Source organism: Variovorax sp. GW821-FHT09B05, from assembly GCF_059418265.1.
In genome coordinates this window covers 17535-32048 of sequence record NZ_JBWKPN010000006.1, presented here as the reverse complement: position 1 = coordinate 32048, position 14514 = coordinate 17535, and the positions used below count along the sequence as shown (strand labels likewise).

General features: G+C 69.2%; 15 protein-coding genes. 7 read left to right on the top strand and 8 right to left on the bottom strand.

Going from position 1 to position 14514, the window contains the following annotated elements; genetic code table 11:
- Positions 1-5 precede the first annotated feature (5 nt).
- The 5 genes from AC07RM_RS16900 to AC07RM_RS16880 are packed head-to-tail and all read left to right on the top strand — an operon-like array spanning position 6 to position 5429.
- Positions 6-941 (top strand): ABC transporter permease, encoded by a 936-nt coding sequence (locus tag AC07RM_RS16900; protein ID WP_093349072.1) that lies wholly within the window; start codon positions 6-8, stop codon positions 939-941.
- Positions 942-949: 8 nt separating this feature from the next.
- Entirely contained in the window at positions 950-1885 is a 936-nt protein-coding gene (locus AC07RM_RS16895) for an ABC transporter permease (protein WP_495335265.1), read from the top strand.
- Positions 1886-1898: 13 nt separating this feature from the next.
- Positions 1899-2957, top strand: coding sequence for an ABC transporter ATP-binding protein (locus AC07RM_RS16890; protein ID WP_495335264.1), 1059 nt, complete (start codon positions 1899-1901; stop codon positions 2955-2957).
- Complete coding sequence (locus AC07RM_RS16885) at positions 2954-3943, top strand: ABC transporter ATP-binding protein (RefSeq protein ID WP_495335263.1); 990 nt, start codon at positions 2954-2956, stop codon at positions 3941-3943. The genes AC07RM_RS16890 and AC07RM_RS16885 overlap by 4 nt, the downstream gene beginning before the upstream one ends.
- A 34-nt stretch (positions 3944-3977) precedes the next feature.
- Complete coding sequence (locus AC07RM_RS16880; RefSeq protein WP_495335262.1) at positions 3978-5429, top strand: N-acyl-D-amino-acid deacylase family protein; 1452 nt, start codon at positions 3978-3980, stop codon at positions 5427-5429.
- A 15-nt stretch (positions 5430-5444) separates the two neighbouring features.
- Here the strand turns inward: AC07RM_RS16880 and AC07RM_RS16875 are convergent, their stop codons facing one another.
- The 3 genes from AC07RM_RS16875 to AC07RM_RS16865 are packed head-to-tail and all read right to left on the bottom strand — an operon-like array spanning position 5445 to position 7818.
- On the bottom strand, positions 5445-5969 hold the full coding sequence (locus AC07RM_RS16875; protein ID WP_495335261.1) for a carboxymuconolactone decarboxylase family protein: 525 nt from the start codon (positions 5967-5969) through the stop codon (positions 5445-5447).
- A 32-nt stretch (positions 5970-6001) separates the two neighbouring features.
- Positions 6002-6976: a Bug family tripartite tricarboxylate transporter substrate binding protein gene (locus tag AC07RM_RS16870; protein ID WP_495335260.1), complete on the bottom strand. Its 975-nt coding sequence runs from the start codon at positions 6974-6976 to the stop codon at positions 6002-6004.
- A 47-nt stretch (positions 6977-7023) separates the two neighbouring features.
- The gene (locus AC07RM_RS16865) at positions 7024-7818 is read right to left on the bottom strand and encodes an SDR family NAD(P)-dependent oxidoreductase (protein ID WP_296796790.1); all 795 of its coding nucleotides are present in this window, start codon (positions 7816-7818) and stop codon (positions 7024-7026) included.
- 95 nt (positions 7819-7913) lie between these two features.
- On the opposite strand from AC07RM_RS16865, the gene AC07RM_RS16860 reads away from it, so the two are divergent.
- Positions 7914-8846, top strand: a complete 933-nt coding sequence (locus AC07RM_RS16860; RefSeq protein ID WP_495335259.1) for a LysR family transcriptional regulator — start codon at positions 7914-7916, stop codon at positions 8844-8846.
- A gap of 25 nt (positions 8847-8871) precedes the next feature.
- Here the strand turns inward: AC07RM_RS16860 and AC07RM_RS16855 are convergent, their stop codons facing one another.
- The 5 genes from AC07RM_RS16855 to AC07RM_RS16835 all read right to left on the bottom strand — a co-directional run bounded on the left by AC07RM_RS16855 (position 8872) and on the right by AC07RM_RS16835 (position 13030).
- Positions 8872-9105 (bottom strand): hypothetical protein, encoded by a 234-nt coding sequence (locus AC07RM_RS16855; RefSeq protein ID WP_296781624.1) that lies wholly within the window; start codon positions 9103-9105, stop codon positions 8872-8874.
- Between the two features lie 117 nt (positions 9106-9222).
- Positions 9223-10194: a ZIP family metal transporter gene (locus AC07RM_RS16850; RefSeq protein ID WP_495335258.1), complete on the bottom strand. Its 972-nt coding sequence runs from the start codon at positions 10192-10194 to the stop codon at positions 9223-9225.
- Positions 10195-10318: 124 nt separating this feature from the next.
- The gene (locus AC07RM_RS16845; protein WP_495317100.1) at positions 10319-11230 is read right to left on the bottom strand and encodes a dienelactone hydrolase family protein; all 912 of its coding nucleotides are present in this window, start codon (positions 11228-11230) and stop codon (positions 10319-10321) included.
- A 142-nt stretch (positions 11231-11372) separates the two neighbouring features.
- Positions 11373-12116, bottom strand: coding sequence for an aspartate/glutamate racemase family protein (locus tag AC07RM_RS16840; protein ID WP_495335257.1), 744 nt, complete (start codon positions 12114-12116; stop codon positions 11373-11375).
- A 26-nt stretch (positions 12117-12142) separates the two neighbouring features.
- Positions 12143-13030: a transporter substrate-binding domain-containing protein gene (locus AC07RM_RS16835; protein WP_093349038.1), complete on the bottom strand. Its 888-nt coding sequence runs from the start codon at positions 13028-13030 to the stop codon at positions 12143-12145.
- 269 nt (positions 13031-13299) lie between these two features.
- Between AC07RM_RS16835 and AC07RM_RS16830 the strand changes: the two genes are divergently transcribed.
- A complete protein-coding gene (locus AC07RM_RS16830) occupies positions 13300-14511 on the top strand; it encodes a D-amino acid dehydrogenase (RefSeq protein WP_495335493.1) in 1212 nt (403 codons plus the stop codon).
- Positions 14512-14514: the final 3 nt, after the last annotated feature.

Genomic DNA, 14514 nt, shown 5'->3' with positions numbered 1-14514 from the left:
AAGCCATGGGCTACATCCTCCGTCGGTTCCTCTCGACGCTCCCGGTCATGGCGGTGGTCGCCGTGGTGGTGTTCCTGCTGATCCACCTCTCGCCCGGCGACCCGGCCGCGCTGATCGCGGGCGACCTCGCCACCGGCGAGGACATCGAGAAGCTGCGCGCCGCGCTCGGCCTCAACCTGCCGCTGTGGCAGCAGTTCGCGCTGTGGCTCGGCCGGCTCGCCACCGGCGACCTCGGCACCTCGATCTTCACGCAGGTGCCGGTCTCGCAACTGCTCGGGCAGCGGCTCGAGCCCACGGTGTCGATCGCGGTGCTCACCATGGCGATCACGCTGGTGGTGGCGGTGCCGCTGGGCACGCTCGCGGCCTACCGCGCCGGCACCTGGATCGACCGGCTGGTGATGCTGTTCGCGGTGCTGGCCTTCTCGGTGCCGGTGTTCCTGGTCGGCTACCTGCTGATCTACGCCTTCGCGATCCAGCTGCCGTGGTTCCCGGTGCAGGGCTACGTGCGCTTCGGCCAGAGCCCGGCCGACTGGCTGCTCGGGCTGGTGCTGCCCTGCGTGAACCTGGCGCTGGTCTACATCGCGCTGGTGACGCGCATGACGCGCGCCACCGTGCTCGAGGTGCTGCACGAGGACTACATCCGCACCGCGCGCGCCAAGGGCCTGGGCGTGCTGCCGGTGCTGGGCCATGCGCTGCGCAACGCGGCCATTCCCATCGCCACCACGGTGGGCGTGGGCATCGCGCTGCTGATCGGCGGCGTGGTGGTCACCGAGACGGTGTTCGCGATCCCCGGCGTGGGCCGGCTGGTCATCGATTCGGTGCAGCGCCACGACTATCCCGTGATCCAGAGCGTGCTGCTGCTGTCGGCCGGCGTGTACGTGCTGATCAACCTGCTGATCGACCTGAGCTACCGCTTCTTCGATCCGCGCATCCAGTACTGAACCGCGCCATGTCCACCGTACTCCCCATGAGCGACAGCGACACGCCCCTCACATCGGCCAGCACACCGATCAGCACACCGGTCAGCACCGAAGCCGACATCGTGCCCTTCGTCCCGCCGCGCTTCCGCTGGCTGCGCAAGCACCCGACGCTGATCGTCGGCCTGCTGCTGCTGCTCGCGGTGGCGGCGCTGTCGATCGCCGCACCCTGGATCGCCACCCACGACCCGCAGGACATCGACCCGCTGGCGCGCATGCAGCCGCCCTCGACCGAGCACTGGTTCGGCACCGACGCGCTGGGCCGCGACGTGTTCAGCCGCGCGGTGTGGGGCGGCCAGGTGTCGATGATCGTCGGCGCCTCGGTGGCCGTGCTGGCCACCGTCTTCGGCATCGTGCTGGGTCTGCTGGCGGGCTTCGTGCGCCGCATCGACGGCTTCGTGATGCGCGTGATGGACGGGCTGATGGCGATCCCCGGCATCCTGCTGGCGATCGCGCTGATGGCGGTCACGCGCGCCAGCCTCACGACCGTGATCGTGGCCATCACCATTCCCGAGATACCGCGCGTGGTGCGGCTGGTGCGCTCGCTGGCGCTCACCTTGCGCGAACAGCTGTTCGTGGAGGCCGCGCATGCGGTGGGCACGCGGCTGCCGACCATCCTGTGGCGCCACGTGTTGCCCAACATGGTGGCACCGCTGATCGTGCAGTCGACCTTCGTCGCGGCGGCCGCGGTGCTGACCGAGGCGGCGCTGTCCTTCCTCGGCGTGGGCGTGCCCGCGCAGACGCCGAGCTGGGGCAACATGATGGCCGAGGGGCGCAACTTCGTCGCCGTGGCCTTCCACATCATCCTGTACCCGGGCCTCTTGCTCGCGGCCACGGTGCTCGCGATCAACCTCGTGGGCGATGGGCTGCGCGATGCGCTCGATCCGCGCCTGGCGCGCCAACTCTGAGGGACGACGCCCCATGACCACTCCCCTGTCCCGCGTCGCGCTCGCGACCGGCGAGCCGCTGCTCGAGGTCGACGAGCTGCGCACCCACTTCCACACGCTGGCCGGCGTGGTGCGCTCGGTCGACGGCGTGTCCTACACCGTGCGCGCCGGCCGCACGCTCGGCGTGGTCGGCGAATCGGGCTGCGGCAAGAGCGTGACCGCGCTGTCGATCCTGCGGCTGGTGCCCACGCCGCCGGGCCATCACGCGGGCGCGGTGCGGCTGCGCGGCACCGACCTGATGCAGCTGAGCGAGCGCGAGATGCGCCAGATCCGCGGCAACCGCATCTCGATGATCTTCCAGGAGCCGATGACCTCGCTGAACCCGGTGCTGACCGTGGGCCGGCAGATCGCCGAGACGGTGCAGCTGCACCAGAAGGCCAGCCGCGCCGAGGCGCTGCAGCGCGCGGTCGAGATGCTGCGGCTGGTGCAGATCCCCGAGCCCGAGCGGCGCGTGAACGAGTACCCGCACCAGCTCTCGGGCGGCATGCGCCAGCGCGTGATGATCGCGCTGGCCCTGGCCTGCAACCCCGAGGTGCTGATCGCGGACGAGCCCACGACCGCGCTCGACGTGACGATCCAGGCGCAGATCCTCGACCTCATCAAGCGGCTGCAGAAGGAGCTGGGCATGGGCGTGGTGATGATCACGCACGACCTGGGCGTGGTGGCCGAGAGCTGCGACCGCGTGGTCGTGATGTACGCGGGCAAGAAGGTCGAGGAGGCCGAGGTGGTCGAGCTGTTCGACCGGCCGCTGCATCCCTACACGCGCGCGCTGATGGCCTCGATGCCCGCGATGAACACCGCGAGCACGCGACTCACCGAGATCCCGGGGCTGGTGCCGGCCGCGCACGAACTCGGCCGCGGCTGCGCCTTCGCGGCGCGCTGCGCCTCGGCGCGCGAACGCTGCCGGCACGAGACGCCGCGGCTCACGCGCCAGGGCGATGCGAAAGACGCCGACGGCGGCCACGTGGTGGCCTGCTTCGCGGTGCAGGAAGGCTGGGCCACGGCTTCGGTCGAACAGGAGGTGGCCGCATGAGCACGACGACGACGACCGAGGCCGCGCCGCTGCTGCGCGTGCACGAGCTACGCAAGCACTATGTTTCGCCCAAGCGCTGGCTGCGGCCGGCGCGGCCGCCGATCCAGGCGGTCGATGGCGTGTCGTTCTCGGTGGCGCGCGGCGAGACGCTCGCGCTGGTCGGCGAATCGGGCTGCGGCAAGACGACCACCGCGAAGTCGGTGCTGCGGCTGGTGGAGCCGAGCGCGGGCTCGGTGCAGCTCGACGGCGAGGAGCTGGTGGGACTGTCGCCCTCGCAGATGCGCCAGCGCCGGCGCGACCTGCAGATCATCTTCCAGGACCCCTACGCCTCGCTCAACCCGCGCCTGACCGCGGGCGAGATCGTGGCCGAGCCGCTGCGCAACTTCGGCGGCGCCGACGCGGCCGCGCGCGAGGAGCGCGTGCGCTGGCTGTTCTCGCGCGTGGGCCTGCGGCCCGAGGCGGCGAAGAAGTATCCGCACGAGTTCTCGGGCGGGCAGCGCCAGCGGCTGGGCATCGCGCGCGCACTGGCACTGCAGCCCAAGCTGATCGTCTGCGACGAGCCGGTGTCGGCGCTCGACGTGTCGGTGCAGGCGCAGGTGGTGAACCTGCTGATGGACCTGCAGGCCGAGTTCGGCATCGCCTACCTGTTCGTCGCGCACGACCTCGCGGTGGTGCGCCACATCAGCCACCGCGTGGCCGTGATGTACCTGGGCCACATCGTGGAGATCGCGGACCGCGACACGCTGTTCTCGGCGCCGCGCCATCCGTACACCGAGATCCTGCTGTCGGCGGTGCCCGTGCCCAACCCGCGCACGCCCGCCAAACGGATGCTGCTGCAGGGCGATCCGCCGAGCCCCGCGAATCCGCCCTCGGGCTGCCGCTTCCACACCCGCTGCCCGATGGCGCAGGCCGTGTGCAAGGAGCAGCAGCCCGTGCTCACGCCGCGCGAGGCCGACGGCCACCTGGTCGCCTGCCATTTCCGCTGAACCCGAACACCCCCACACGAAGAAGGAAGACGCGATGTCGAACCCCACCCACCACGACCTGCTGATCCGCGGCGGCACCGTGATCGACGGCACCAAGGCGCCGCGCTTCGAGGCCGACGTGGCCATCACGGGCGGGCGCATCGCCGCCATCGGCAAGCTCGAGGGCCACACGGCCGACCAGGTGCTCGACGCCACGGGCCGCATCGTGGCGCCGGGCTTCATCGACTCGCACACGCACGACGACCAGGCGGTGCTGTCGCAGGCGCAGATGCCGTTCAAGGTGTCGCAGGGCGTGACCACGGTGATCGCGGGCAACTGCGGCATCAGCGCCGCGCCGTTGCGCGAGGACATGGACCTGCCGATGCCGCTGAGCCTGCTCGACTCGCCGGTCGAGGGCCGCTTCACCACCTTCGCGGCCTACCTCGATGCGCTGCGCGCCACGCCCTCCTCGGTCAACGTGGCGGCGATGGTGGGCCATTCGACGCTGCGCGCCGTGACCATGGCCGACCTCGACCGCCCCGCCACCGCGAACGAGATCGCGGCCATGCAGGCGCTGGTCGAGGAAGCGATGCAGGCCGGCGCCATCGGCCTGTCGACCGGCACCTTCTACCCGCCCGCGGTGAAGGCCACGACCGAGGAGATCATCGAGGTCGGCCGCCCGCTCACGTCGCGCAAGGCGCTCTACGTGACGCACATGCGCGACGAGGCCGACCGGGTGATGGAATCGCTCGAGGAGACCTTCGCCATCGGCCGCGCGCTCGACATCCCGGTGGTGGTGTCGCACCACAAGGTGCAGAACGTGCAGAACCACGGCAAGACCAAGGTCACGCTGCCCTTCATCCAGGAGGCGATGAAGCACCAGTGCATCGGCCTCGACTGCTATCCCTACACGGCAGGCTCGACCATGATCCGCACCGACCGCGGCATGATGGACGGCCGCGTGCTGATCGCATCGAGCGTGCCGCATCCCGAATGCGCGGGCCGCGACCTCAAGGACATCGCGGCCGACTGGGGCGTGTCGGGCGAGGAGGCTGCCAAGCGGCTGCAGCCCGGCAGCGCGATCTATTTCATGATGGACGAGGACGACGTGCAGCGCATCCTCGCCTTCGACGAGACCATGATCGGCTCCGACGGCATTCCGCTCGGCGAGAAGCCGCATCCGCGGCTGTGGGGCACCTTCCCGCGGGTGCTGGGCCACTACAGCCGCGACGTCGGCCTGTTCCCGCTCGAGACCGCGGTGTGGAAGATGACCGGCCTCACGGCGCGCAACTTCGGCCTGCACGAGCGCGGCACGCTCAAGCCCGGCCACCACGCGGACGTGGTGGTGTTCGATGCGAAGACCGTGCGCGACACCGCGAACTACCAGGAGCCGACGCAGGCGGCCGAGGGCATCGAGGCGGTGATCGTGAATGGCGCGCTGACCTGGCGCGATGGCGCGCACAGTGGTGCGCGCAACGGGCAGGTGATCGTGCGGCAGACGAGCTGACGCCGAGGACGGCTCTCAGCGCGCGTCGTGCGAATGGATCTGCAGTGCTTCGAGGAAGCGCGAGACCATGTTGTAGGCCGCGACCGTCGCCGTGAGTTCCACCAGTTGTTGCGGCTCGAACTGCGCCGACACCGCGGCGAAGATCGCATCCGGCACCTGCACGTGGAGCGTCATGGCGTCGGCATAGGCCAGCACCGCGCGCTCGCGCTCGCTGAACAGGTCGCTTTGCGCCCAGTCCTGCAGCGCATCGAGCTGCGGCTGCGACATGCCTTCCTTCAGCGCGATCGGCGCATGCTGGTCCGCTTCGTAGGGCGCGTGGTTGAGCTGCGCCACGCGCATGATCACCATCTCGCGGATCGCGCCGGATAGCGACGACTTCTGCCGGATCGCGGTCAGGTAGTGGAGCCAGCCTTCGGCCACGGGCGGGCTGTTGAGCAGCATGCGATAGAGATGCAGCACCTCGCCGCGCTCGGCGACGATGCGGTCCGCGAGCGGCTTGACGGCGGGGTTCTGGCTGTCCGCGTAGGGAATCCGGGCCATGGGGGTGTTCCTTCCTTGTTCGTGGATCGAGTTCAGCCGCTGGTGACGATCCCGCGCTTGACGAGGTCGTTCATCACTTCGGCGTCCTTCTTGACGCGCTCCATGAACTGCTCGGGCGTGCCGTTCACGATGTCGTAGGCGTTGTCGCCGAAGCGTTTGGCCACCTGCGGGTCGTGCATCGCCTCGCGCACGGCCTTGAGGATCTTCTGGCGCACCTCGGGCGGCATGCCCGGCGGCGCGACGATGCCGATCCAGGTCGGGTATTCGAAACCCGGGATCAGCTCGTTCATCGCCGGCACGTCGGGCAGCATCGCCGAGCGTCCGGGCGAGCTCACGGCCAGTGCGCGGACCTTGCCCGCCTTGATCTGCGGCAGCATCACCGACAGGCCCGCGAACGCGTAGTCGATGTGGCCGCCGAGCATGTCGGTGAGCAGCGGGCCCGCGCCCTTGTAGGGCACGTGCTCGGTGCGCAGCCCCTTGGCCAGCGACAGCTGCGCGCTGTTCACATGCCCGGCCGATGCGGTGCCGGCGGAGCCGTAGGAGCTCTTGGGGTTGGCCTTGAGGTAGGCCACCAGCTCGTCGAGGTTCTTCACCGGCAGGTCGTTGCGCGTGACCAGCACCTGCGGCGTGGTGACGAGCAGGCTCAGGTAGTCGAAGTCCTTGAAGGTATCGAAGGGCAGGTTCTTCACCGTGAGGTGGTTCACCGCCTGCGAATCGAGCGCGAGCATGAGGGTGTAGCCATCGGGCTTGGCGCGGTGCAGGTCGCCCGCGCCCAGCGAACCGCTGGCGCCGGGCTTGTTGTCGATCACCAGCGTCTGGCCCAGCTTCTCGCCCAAGGTGTTGCCGATGATTCGTGCCGTCTGGTCGACCGCGCCGCCCGGAGCGAACGGCACGATGAGGCGGATGGGCTGGCGCGGATAGCCCTGCGCATGGGCGGCCGGCATCAGCGCGGCCGCGGCCGTCGCGACTGCGCAGGCCAATAGAAGTCGTCGCCCGGTCTCGAGCATGGTGTGTCTCCTTGTTTTTGGGGAAGCGGTGGGAAGGGAGCGGGCCGTCAGCGCGTGGCCGCGACCAGGCCACCGTCGACGACGATCTCGGTGCCGGTCACGTAGCGGCTTTCGTCCGCCACGAGGAACAGCACCGCGTGCGCCGTGTCCCAGCCGGTGCCCATGTGCTTCATGGGGACCTGGTTGTTGCGATGGTCGATGAAGCCCTGCGTGTCGCCCTTCGCGTACTTCGCCGCCAGGCCTTCGATCAGCGGCGTGTGCATCAGCCCCGGCACCACGCAATTGAGCCGGATGCCTTCGGGCGCGTGGATGACCGCCGAGGTGTGCGTGAACTGCAGCAGCCCCGCCTTGGCCGCGGCATAGGCGACCTGCGGCTTGCCGATGTAGCGCAGGCCGGCCACGGACGCCACGCTGACGATGGCGCCGCCGCCCTGCTCGCGCATGTGCGGAATGACGTGCTTGCAGCCGAGGAACGCGCTCTTGAGGTTGACCTGGATCTGCGCGTCCCACACTGCCTCATCCATGTCGACGGGGCCGCCGGGCTGCGAGACGCCGACGTTGTTGACCAGGATGTCGATGCGCCCGAAGCGCTGGATGCAGGCGGCCACCGCCTGCTCGACCTGCGCGGACTGGGTGGCATCGCAGGCCTGGACCTCGGCCTCGCCGCCCTCGGCCACGACCAGGGCACGCGTGGCCTCGGCGTTGGCGAGCACGAGGTCGGTGCCGAACACCTTCGCGCCCTGCCGCGCGAGCAGCACCGCGGTGGCGCGCCCATTGCCCCAGCCATCGGCCACGGCGCCGCAGCCCATGACCAACGCCACTTTTCCCTTGAGATCCAGCACCTTGTCGTCTCCTTCGATTTGCCTGAGCGGCGATCGTAGGAAGAACCCATTTATCTTTGAAATTCTTTCTATCTATCGATTTATAGAATCAGGGAATGAATATCTCCCCGCGCCAGCTGCGCCTGTTCCTCGCGCTCAGCGAATCGCTGAACTTCAGCAAGACCGCGGAGCAGCTGTTCATGACGCAGCCCTCGCTGAGCAAGGCGATCCGCGATCTCGAGGAGGCCCTGGGCCTCGTGCTGTTCGAGCGCACCACGCGCAGCGTGCATCTCACCGCGAGCGGCACGCGGCTGGCCAGCATGGCGCGCAGCGTGATCGGGGAATTCGACAGCGGCCTCGAGCGCATGCGCGCATCGGCCGAGCAGGAGGCGCAACAGCTGTGCATCTCTTCGCTGCCGTCGCTGGCCAGCGTGATTCTTCCCACCGCCTGCAGCGCGCTCGAGCGGCGCTTCGCGCAGCCGCGCATCGCCATCCACGACTGCTCCAACAGCGCGAGCATCCAGCGGCTGCTCAACTACCAGGTGGATTTCGCGCTGGCGTCCGTCATGCCCTCGCACCCGGACCTGCAATACGAGGAGCTGCTCAGAGATCAGTTCGTGCTGCTGTCGTGCGGCGCGTGGCGCAAGCGCATCGCCGACGAAGTCATGCTGGAGGAGCTGCTGCGGCTGCCGGTCATCAGCATGACCGACGCCAGCACCGCGATGCGCTACATCAGCGCCGCCTTCCTGCAGCGTGGCGTGGAGTTCCGGCCGAAGATGCAGCTCGACCAGGTCGGCACGATCGCGGGCTTCCTCAAGGAAGGGCTGGGCGTTGCCGTGCTGCCCTATCTGGGAATGATGCCGATGGTGAGCCTGCGGGGCATGAAGATCTCGTCGATTGCCGACGGACCGTTGCGCTCGGTCGGGATGGTCACGCGCAGGCAGGGCGGCACGTCAGCGATCGCGCGGGCGGCGATGGACGAGATCCGCAACGTGGTGAGCGCATTGATGAAGAAGCACCAGGGCTGGCTGCATCCCGCATCGGCCTAGCGCGTGGGCCCGAAAAAAAGCGCCCTCAGTCGGGCGCGTTCATCACCCGATCGAACTCCTCGTCGGCCGGCACGTTGTCGGCATCGAGCTCGCTGGCATCGGTGAGGTCGATGCCGGTTTCCTCGGACAGGGAATCGGCGGCTTCGGCGTCGATGGCATCGAAGTCGTCCTCGGGCAGGCCGTCGGCATCGAGGTCCTCGTCGACTTCCTCGGGGATCGGCGCGGGGCGCGCGCTGGTGACGGCGGCTCGGGTGGTCATGGTCTTTTCCTCACGGATGGCTGGGCGAAGCAGGCCCCTATGTTGCGCCGATTTCGCGTCATCCGGAAGACGGTGCGGGTGACGGGACGTATCGCCCGCCCGCACCTGTTCAAACGATCAGTTCTTGTTCGCCTCGGGCTTGGCCTCGCCTTCGTGCGCATGGTCGTGGTCATGCCCTTCCTCGTGCGCATGCGCCGCTTGGTTGTGCCCGTGGTCGTGGCCATGCTCGCCGCTGTGCGCAAGCCGGCTCACGCCGGTGACCAGCACGATGCCCGCGATCAGCCAGGCGATCTGCCCGAGGGTCTGGCGCATCGGCAGGCGCTTCTGCAGTTGCGGGATCAGGTCGGCCAGCGCGACGTAGACGAAGCTGCTGCCGGCCAGCACGAGGAAGTACGGCAGCCAGCCATGCAGCTGGTCGACCAGCCACCAGCCGGCGATGCCGCCGAGCATGGTCATGGTGCCGGCCAGCGACACCTTCACGAGCGCGGCGCGCTGGTTGGCCGAGCTCTGGCGCAGCACCACGAGGTCGCCGATGTGGTGCGGCACCTCGTGCGCGAGCACGGCGAGGGCGGCGACCAGGCCCAGGCGCAGGTCGGCGATGAAGGCCGAGGCGATCAGGATGCCGTCGCCGAAGCAGTGCACGCTGTCGCCGGTGAGCACGGCCCAGCCGCCGGCGCGCGGGCCGTGGTCGTGGCCGTGGTGCGCATGGCCGTGGCCGTGCGCGTGATCGTGATGGCCGTGGTTGTCGTAGATGGGGCCGAGCTGCACCTGCTGCTCGGGGGTGTCGCCGCCGTGGTGGTGCTCATGCCCGTGGTGCCACAGCTCGGCCTTGTCGAGCAGGAAGAAGAACACCACGCCGAACAGCAGCACCGCGAACAGCAGCGCGGGCTCGATGCGGCTTTCGAAGGCCTCGGGCAACAGGTGCATGAAGGCGGTGGCGAGCAGCGCGCCCGCCGCCAGGCTCAGCAGGTGCTGCGGATTCACGCCGCCCGAGCCGCTGCGCACGCCCACGCGCAACAGCAGCGCCGCGAGCCACACGCTGCCAATGCCGGCGACCAGGGTCGCCAAGATGATCACTATCAAGTTCATAGCTGCTTACGCAATAAGGACGCCCGATGCGCCCAGTTCCATTCATTAAAAGCAAAAAGGCCGCCCCTTGCGGGGACGGCCTTCGGCGGAAGCTGGCTCTGGGGTCGTCCTGGGCGCTGATCGCTCAGGCGACGCCGTTGGCTTTGAACCAGGCGGTGGCTCGCTGCCATCCGTCGTCGGCCGCGCTCTTGACGTAGCTGGGACGGTAGTCGGCATGGAACGCATGGCCTGCTTCGGGATACACGACGAAGCTCGACGCCTTGGCAGCCGGAGAGCCATTTGCCAGGGCCGATTTCATCTTATCAACGGTGTCAAGGGGGATGCCCTGGTCTTTTCCGCCGTACAGGCCGAGCACCGGCGCCTGCAGGTTGGCGGCGATGTCGACCGGGTGCTTCGGGTTCAGCTCGCTGGCCTGGCCGACCAGCCGGCCGTACCAGGCGACGCCGGCCTTGACCTTGCCGGTGGCGGCGTAGAGCCAGGTGATGCGGCCGCCCCAGCAGAAGCCGGTGATGCCGGCCTTGGAGGTGTCGCCGCCGTTGGCCGCGGCGTACTGCAGCGCGCCGTCGAGGTCGGCCAGCACCTGCGCGTCGGGCACCTTGCTCACGATGTCGGCCTGCAGCTTGGGAATGTCGGTGTAGCCGCGCGGATCGCCCTGGCGCGCATAGAGCTCGGGCGCGATGGCGAGGTAGCCGAGCTTGGCGAAGCGGCGGCACGTGTCGGCGATGTATTCGTGCACGCCGAAGATCTCCTGCACCACCAGGATCACCGGCAGGCCGGTCTTGTTGGCCGGCGCCGCGGCGTAGGCCGGCACCTCGAAGCCGTTGACCGTGTACTTGATCGGGCCGGCCTTCAGGCCGTCGGCCGGGGTGCTGATGGCGGTCTGCGCCATCACCGGCATGACGGCGGCGGCATAGCCCACGCCGATGGCGGCCTTGAGCGCGGTGCGCCGCGTCGCGCCCTGGTCGGTGCTTTCGCCGGGGCGCAGCGAATCGAAGTCGGATTGCAGGTCGGAACGGCGGTCGTCGAATTGGGGCATGAGGAGGGCTCCAGGTGAGGGATCGTCGGACAAGGGGCAGTGCGGGGCAGATGCGAAAAAACGCACGCCGCAATGTAGGCGATAACGGCCCGTCCTCCCTGTCCGCGGGGTTGATGACCCCGCGCGGACGCCCTTTTGCCGCTCAGCGCGGTTCGTAGGCCCTGCGCGCCAGCGCCGCCGCCAGCACCTGCGCCGGATCGACCAGCCGCAGCCCCGCCACCGCCGGCGAGCCCGCGAGCCCCAGCGGCACCTCGGTGCAGCCCATGATGATGGTGACCGGCCCGTGGCGCTCGGCCAGCCGCAGCGCGACCTCGGAGAAGCAGCGCTCGGCCAGCGCCATGTCGCCGGCCTTGACGCCCTCGAAGATGCCGCGCGCGATGGTATGGCGCTCTGCCTCGCTCGGCACGTGGCAGCCGAGGCCGGCCTCGGCCAGCGCCTGCTCGTAGAGGCCGATGCGGTAGGTGCCCTCGGTGGCCATCAGCGCCACCTCGCCCGCGCCCTGCGCCGCCAGGTGCTGCGCGGTCTCGCGCGCCATGTGCAGCAGCTCGACCTGTGGAAAGCGTTCCTGCAGCCGCGCATGCCAGGCATGGGCGGTGTTGCAGGCGATCGCCACCGTGCGGCTGCCGAGCGCCGCCAGCCGGCCCAGCGCCTGCAGCATCGGCTCGAGCGGCTGGTGCGCGCCGTTCTCGGCGCTCGACAGCAGCGCGCCGGTGCGGTCGGGCACCGGCACCTGCGCGAGCCAGTGCTCGGGAAAGGACTGGTCGCGCACCGGCTCGCCGCGCGCGCGCATCTGCTGCGCGCAGGCCTGCACGAACAGGCGCACGAAGTCGGCGCCCGCGGCCGGGCCCATGCCGCCCAGGATGCCTACGACCTGCGTGGAGACCATGTCCTTGTTTCCGATCGAAGTCCGGCTCAGGTCGCCGGCTTGTCGCTGAATTCCTTGAGGTTGTCCTTGAGCTGCGGGCTCATCGGCAGGTTCAGCGGCAGGTTCTTCGGCGGGATCGGCGACATGAACCACTTGGTGTAGAGCTTCTCGAACTCGCCGCTCTTCATCATGCCGATGAAGGTGTCGTCGACCAGCTTCTTGAAGGCCGGGTCGTCCTTGGGCAGCATGCAGGCATAGGGCTCGACCTGCAGCGACTCGCCCACCACCTCGTAGTCGGCCGGGCTCTTCGAGTTGGCGATCAGGCCGAACAGCAGGATGTCGTCCATCGCGAAGGCGACGGCGCGGTCGCTCTCCACCAGCAGGAAGGCGTCGGCGTGGTCCTTGCCGAGCACGATGTTCATGTCGAGGTTCTTCTCGGTGTTGTACTTGCGCATGACCAGCGCGTTGGTGGTGCCGGTGGTGCTGGCCACGGTCTTCTTCGCGAGGTCGGCGTAGTCCTTGATCTTCGAGGACTTCTTCACCAGCAGGCGCGTGCCCGTGTAGAAGTGGTTGACCGCGAAGGACACGTCCTTGCCGCGCGCGGTGTTGTTGGTGGTGGAGCCGCACTCGAGGTCGATGGTGCCGTTGGTGATCAGCGGGATGCGGTTCTGCGAGGTCACGGCCATCAGCTGCACCTGCAGGTTCGGCTTGTTGAGCTTCTTCTTCACCGCCTCGACCACCGCGTTCGACATCTCGACCGCGAAGCCGATCGGCTTGTTGGGGCCGTCGAGGTAGCTGAACGGCACCGACGACTCGCGGTAGGCCAGCGTGATCTTGCCGGACTCGGCGATCTTGGCCAGCGTGTCGGCGGCCTGGGCGCCGGTGGCAGCGAGCAGGACCGTGGCGGTGGCGGCCATCAATGCGGAGAGTTTCATGCGTGCCTTCTTCGAGGGAGGTTGAACAGGAGGACCAGTGTAAGAAAGAGTGACTCAGGACGGCAATTCCAATAGCGGGCTGGGCCATACCCAAAGGTTATGGGCAGGGAAAACCCGGGCGACACCCGATTTCTAAGCGCCGCGGCGGGGCATGCCCTTTGGCTATGGGCCACGCCTCTTTTTGCATTTCCGCGCCGGCGGCGGCACGCCTACAGTCGGGGCTCACCCCTTCCCTCCCCTTCCCTTTCCGTTCCCGAAAGTTGCCTCTCATGCATGTGTGCGTGCTCGGCGCCGGCATCGTGGGCCTGGCCACCGCCTGGCAACTCGAACGCCAGGGCCACCAGGTCAGCGTCGTCGATCGCGCGGCGCCCGGCGCGGGCGCGAGCGGCGGCAATGGCGCGCAGCTCAGCTACTCGTACGTGCAACCGCTGGCCGATCCCGCGATCTGGCGGCAGCTGCCGAAGCTGCTGCTCTCGCCCAGCTCGCCGCTCAAGCTGCGCCCGCAGCTCGATCCGCTGCAATGGCGCTGGGGCCTGGCCTTCCTCGCGGCCTGCAATGCGCGCACCTCGCGCGACACCACCGAAAAACTGCTGGCGCTCGCGGCCGAGAGCCGCGCCGGCTTCGAGGCCATGCAGGCCGATGCCGCGCCCGACTGCGACTTCTCGGCCACCGGCAAGCTGGTGCTTTATGCGAGCGAAGCGTCGCTGGCCGGCGCGCGCGCTCAGCTCGAAGTGCAGCGCACCATGGGCAGCGAGCAGCGCATCGTGCGCCCCGACGAGTGCGTGGCGATCGAGCCCGCGCTCGCCGACTACGCGCGCGGCATCGCGGGCGCGGTCTACACGCCCAGCGAATGCGCGGCCGACTGTCTCAAGGTCTGCGCCGAGCTGATGTGGGTGCTGCGCGCGCGCGGCGTGCGCTTCGAGCTCGGCACCGAGGCCCGGGGCTTCGCGCAGAGCGGCGGGCGCATCGCCGCGGTGCGCACGGCCGCGGGCGACATCGAGGCCGATGCCTTCGTGATGGCACTCGGCACCGCTTCGCACAAGCTCGGTCGCGCGCTCGGCGCCTACCTGCCGGTCTATCCGCTCAAGGGCTACAGCATCACGCTCGACGTCGATCCGGCGCCGGGCGCGGCACCGACCGTGAACGTGACCGACAGCGCGCGCAAGGTGGTGTTCGCGCGCATCGGCTCGCGCCTGCGCGTGGCGGGCATGGCCGAACTGGTGGGGCACGATGCGAGCATTCCCGCGACCCGCATCCAGACCCTGGCCGAGGCCACGCGCGCCGTGTTCCCGCACGCGAGCCGGCTGGCCGAGCTGCATCCCTGGACCGGCATGCGCCCGGCCACGCCCACGGGCCTGCCGATCGTCGGCCGGCTCGAGGGCGCGCCTTCGAACATGCTGTTCAACACCGGCCACGGCGCGCTGGGCTTCACGCTGGCCTTCGGGTCGGCGCGGCGCGTCGCGGCCGCGCTGGCTGCCTGAGAG